This is a genomic window from Pseudomonas sp. NBRC 111127 (assembly GCF_001320345.1).
GTDB classification, from domain to species: domain Bacteria; phylum Pseudomonadota; class Gammaproteobacteria; order Pseudomonadales; family Pseudomonadaceae; genus Aquipseudomonas; species Aquipseudomonas juntendi.
This window is the reverse complement of sequence record NZ_BCBD01000249.1, coordinates 1-4,274: the sequence shown is the minus strand read 5'-3', so window position 1 is coordinate 4,274 and position 4,274 is coordinate 1. Positions and strand designations below refer to the sequence as shown.

At 64.4% G+C, this 4,274-nt stretch carries 4 protein-coding genes; 3 read left to right on the top strand and 1 reads right to left on the bottom strand.

Annotated features, from left to right (window positions below):
- On the bottom strand, positions 1-745 hold a 745-nt coding region (locus tag APH30_RS26190), incomplete at its 3' end, for an agmatinase (protein ID WP_054914155.1).
- Positions 746-968: 223 nt separating this feature from the next.
- Between APH30_RS26190 and APH30_RS26185 the strand changes: the two genes are divergently transcribed.
- The 3 genes from APH30_RS26185 (at position 969) to APH30_RS26175 (ending at position 4,260) form a co-directional block, all read left to right on the top strand.
- On the top strand, positions 969-1,862 hold the full coding sequence (locus APH30_RS26185; RefSeq protein WP_054881883.1) for a LysR family transcriptional regulator: 894 nt from the start codon (positions 969-971) through the stop codon (positions 1,860-1,862).
- Between the two features lie 138 nt (positions 1,863-2,000).
- Complete coding sequence (locus APH30_RS26180; RefSeq protein WP_054914154.1) at positions 2,001-3,566, top strand: PAS domain-containing methyl-accepting chemotaxis protein; 1,566 nt, start codon at positions 2,001-2,003, stop codon at positions 3,564-3,566.
- Between the two features lie 94 nt (positions 3,567-3,660).
- On the top strand, positions 3,661-4,260 hold the full coding sequence (locus tag APH30_RS26175) for a tRNA-uridine aminocarboxypropyltransferase (RefSeq protein WP_054914153.1): 600 nt from the start codon (positions 3,661-3,663) through the stop codon (positions 4,258-4,260).
- Positions 4,261-4,274: the final 14 nt, after the last annotated feature.

The following is a 4,274-nucleotide window of genomic DNA, read 5'->3' as shown; positions in this document are numbered from 1 at the left end:
CCCAGGCCGGATCGATGCCGTCGATGTCGAACGACAGGTAAACCGGGCCGCCGCCGACTTTTTCCCGCACTTCGGCCATCAAGGGCTCCAGCGACTTGTGCCAGCACTCTTCGGCCTGAACCACGCGGAAGCCCTGGCGGCGGCTCCAGTTGAAGTCGTCGGCGGTATAGCCTTGGGCGCGCAGGCCGATCTGCACCACGCGCTCGCAGTCGAGCAGGCCTTCTTCCACCGCCCGGCGGAAGGTGGTGCCGTGGGCGATCTTCTCGCCGAACATGTGGTCGTTGACGTCGGCGTGGGCGTCGATGTGCACCAGGCCGATCTTGCCGTGCTTCTTGTGCAGCGCCCGCAGGATCGGCAAGGTGATGGTATGGTCACCGCCCAGGGTCAGGGGAATCACATTGTGCTCGACGACCTGGTCGTAGGCCTCTTCGATGATGCGCACGGCGTCCAGCAGGTTGAAGGTGTTGATGGCCACATCGCCTATGTCGGCGACCGACAGCGAGTCGAACGGGGCGGCGCCGGTGGCCATGTTGTACGGGCGGATCATCACCGATTCGGCGCGGATTTGCCGGGGGCCGAAGCGTGTACCGGAGCGCAGCGAGGTGCCGATGTCCAGCGGCACACCAATGAAGGCTGCGTCCAGGCCTTCGGCGCTTTGCAGGTGGGGGAGGCGGAGCATGGTGGCGATGCCGCCGAAACGCGGCATTTCGTTGCCGCCCAGTGGTTGGTGGAGAGTCTTGTCCACGGTGGGCCTCATCAGTCGGTCGATTGTTCTGTTTGTTCGAACCTGTGCCGCTGCGCGCTTTCCAGTTCGGTTTTTGCCAGCGGGCAGGGACATTTCGGCCAGTCTGCGCAAGGTAGTGCCATGGAAGAATCGCTACCGACAAATACTTAGTTCAGGAATTTCTGAACTAAAGCCCGGCGCAGCGGTTAGACTGCGCGCAAACACCCTGTGGAACCGTTGCCCCATGGCCTCGACTTTGCCCGACCTGAAACTGCTGCGTATCTTCATCAGTGTGGTGCGCCACCAGGGTTTCGCCAACGCCCAGCGTGAGCTGAACCTGTCGACTTCGGCCATCAGTACCTACATGAGCCAGCTGGAGGGTGCCCTGGGTATCGTGCTGTGCCACCGTGGCCGGGGCGGTTTCAGCCTGACCAGCAAGGGTGAGCTGTTCCACCAGGAAACCCTGCGCCTGTTGGCCGAACTGGACGGGTTCGAGCAATACGCGGCGGCCCTTAAGGGCGAGCTGCGCGGCACCCTCAACCTGGGGGTGATCGACTCCACGGTGGGCGATCGCGCCCTGCCGCTGGCTGAAGCCATTGGTGCCTACAGCCAGGAGCACCCGGCCGTGCACCTGCACTTGTCGGTGTCCAGCCCTTACGAGCTGCAGTTGGGGGTGCAGGACAACCGCCTGGACCTGGCAATTGGCGCGTTTTCTTCACGCATGAGTGGCCTGCTGTACCAGCCGCTGTACCGCGAGCAGCACTGGCTGTACTGCAGCAGCCGCCACCCGCTGTACAGCGAGCGGCGCATTCCCGAGCAGGTGGTGACCCAGCAGCGCATGGTCGGGCGCGGCTACTGGAGCCAGGCCGAGCTGGCCCGGCATGGTTTCAAGCACAGCGCGGCGACGGTTGAGAGCATGGAGGCGCAGTTGATCCTGATTCTGTCGGGCGCCTACATCGGCTACCTGCCCGAGCACTACGCCCAGGCCTGGGTCGACAAAGGGGACTTGCGCGTGTTGTCTCCGGCGACGTTCGGTTATCAGGCACCGTTCTCGTTGATCATCCGGCGTGGGCGCAGCCGCGAACCGCTGATCCAGACCTTCCGCGACCTGCTGAAAAGCCAGCTCAACGTAGGCTGATAAACAGAATGTTCATACATTCTGTCGGCAGGCCGCTAAATTCCTGCACACGTGTGCCGCTAACCTCATAGCGCTCTGCTACATATCAACTTGCGCTGATGATTTCCCTTCTTTTCATCCTGCAAGGATCGCCCGACGATGCGCATGAATTTGCCAGTCACTGAACACGAAAGAACATTCCCCAGTGAACAACGGCTGATTTCCACCACCGACTTGAACAGCCGCATCACGTATTGCAACGACGCCTTCGTGGCGATCAGCGGGTTCACCTACGACGAGCTGGTGGGCCAGCCGCACAACCTGGTGCGTCACCGAGACATGCCGCCGGCGGTGTTCGGCCATATGTGGGACACCATCAAGCAAGGCAAGCCGTGGATGGGCGTGGTCAAGAACCGGGCAAAAAACGGCGATTACTACTGGGTCAGTGCCTACGTGACGGCAGTCTACGAACAGGGCCGCATCAGCGGCTACGAGTCGGTGCGTTCGGTACCGACCCGTGAGCAGATCCGCCGTGCCGAGGCGTTGTACGCACGCCTGCGTGCCGGCCGCCGGCCGGTATCGTGGGCGGCGCGCCTGGGCCATGGCCTGCGCCAGGGCTGGCCATTGCTCGGCGCCGGCCTGGTGTCGGCGGCGGGCTACCTGTGGTTGCCACCCTATGCCGCGCTAGGGGTGTTGATGGTTGTACTGCTGGTAGCCTGGTACCTGGTCGAGCACCGTCAGAACCAGGCCATCCGCCGCACGCTGGCCGAGCACCCCAAGGCGTTCACCAGCCCGCTGGTGGCGCTCACCTACAGCGACAACCCGGGGCTGCAGGGCCAGTTGGACCTTGCCATCATCAGTGAAGAAGCCCGCCTGCAAACCGCGCTGACGCGCCTGGTAGACGCCGGGGTGGGGGTAAAATCACGCGCTGCGCAATCTTCCGACCTGTCGGGCGCGCAGGCGCAGATGCTCGACCGCCAGCGCAGCGAGACCGACCAATCGGCCACCGCCATCGCGCAGATGGCGGCGACCATCCAGGAGGTTACGCATAACGTGCAGAGCACGGCGCATGCCGCAGGCGATGCCGACCAGCTGGCGCAGCAGGGCAGCGAGCTGGCGCTGCAGAGCCTGAAGGCCATGGGCAGCATGAGCGATGCAGTCAATGACATTGGCCAGGCGGTGAACGCCCTGGCGGAACAGACCCAGTCGATCGGCAGTGTGGTGGATGTGATCACCTCGATCGCCGAACAAACCAACCTGCTGGCGCTCAACGCCGCCATTGAAGCGGCGCGGGCCGGCGAGCAGGGCCGCGGGTTTGCCGTGGTGGCCGATGAAGTACGCTCATTGGCGCAGCGTACCCGCACCTCCACCCAGGAAATCCACCAGATCATCGCCTCGTTGCGGGCCGGGGCAGAGCGCGCAGTGAGTACTGCCAGCCGTGGCGAGCAGATCTCGCGTGACAGCGTGCACAGTGTCGAGGCAGTGCAGGCGGCGTTGAGCGGCATAGCCCAGGCGGTGAGCCGCATCACCGGCATGAGCCAGCAGATGGCCACGGCATCGGAGCAGCAAAGCCACGTGGCTGAAGACATCAACCAGCAGATCGTGCGCATTGCCCAGCTGTGCGATCAAAGTGCCGGGCAGGCGCGCCAGGGGGCAGAAATCAGCCAGGACCTCGAGCGCATGGCGGAGTACCTGCACAGCCTGGCGGAGCGCTTCAACCGTTGAGGTTGCCGTGGTCGCCTTGCGGCCAGGGCATAGGGCAAGGCCCGCCAGCCGGGCCAGGGTTCTGTGGCAAAATACCCCCGCCAAGGAGACCCTCATGCCCAGACCCCGTTGCGAGCGCTGCCAGCGCCCGCTTGATCATTGCCTTTGCTCGCTGATCCCTGCGCTAGGCAGCCGAACCCGTGTGATCTTGCTGCAGCACCCCAGTGAAAGCGCCCACGCGCTGAATACCGCACGGTTGGCTGCCCTAGGCCTGAGCAATGCCGAGCTGCGGGTGGGGGAGGTATTCGACGATCTGCCAGCGCTGCTGGCAACCCCCGGGTACCGCCCGGCGCTGTTGTTCCCGGGCGCTGAAGCGCAGCCCCTGGCTGCCTATGGCCCAATGGACGAGCAACCCTTGCTGCTGATCGTGCCCGACGGCACCTGGCGCAAGGCGCGCAAGCTGCTGTACCTGAATCCGCTGCTGGAGGCGTTGCCGAGGGTGACCTTGGGGCAGGTGGCCGCTTCGCGCTATCGCTTGCGCAAGGCGCCGCAGGCAGGGGCGTTGTCGACCATCGAGGCCGTGGTGGGGGCGCTGAATGCACTGGAGCAACCGGCCTGCTTCGATGCGCTGCTGGCACCGTTCGAGGCCTTGATAGAGGGGCAGATCAGGGCCATGGGCGAGGAAACGTTCCAGCGTAACCATGGCACCGAGTGAGGGCAGGGGGCCGC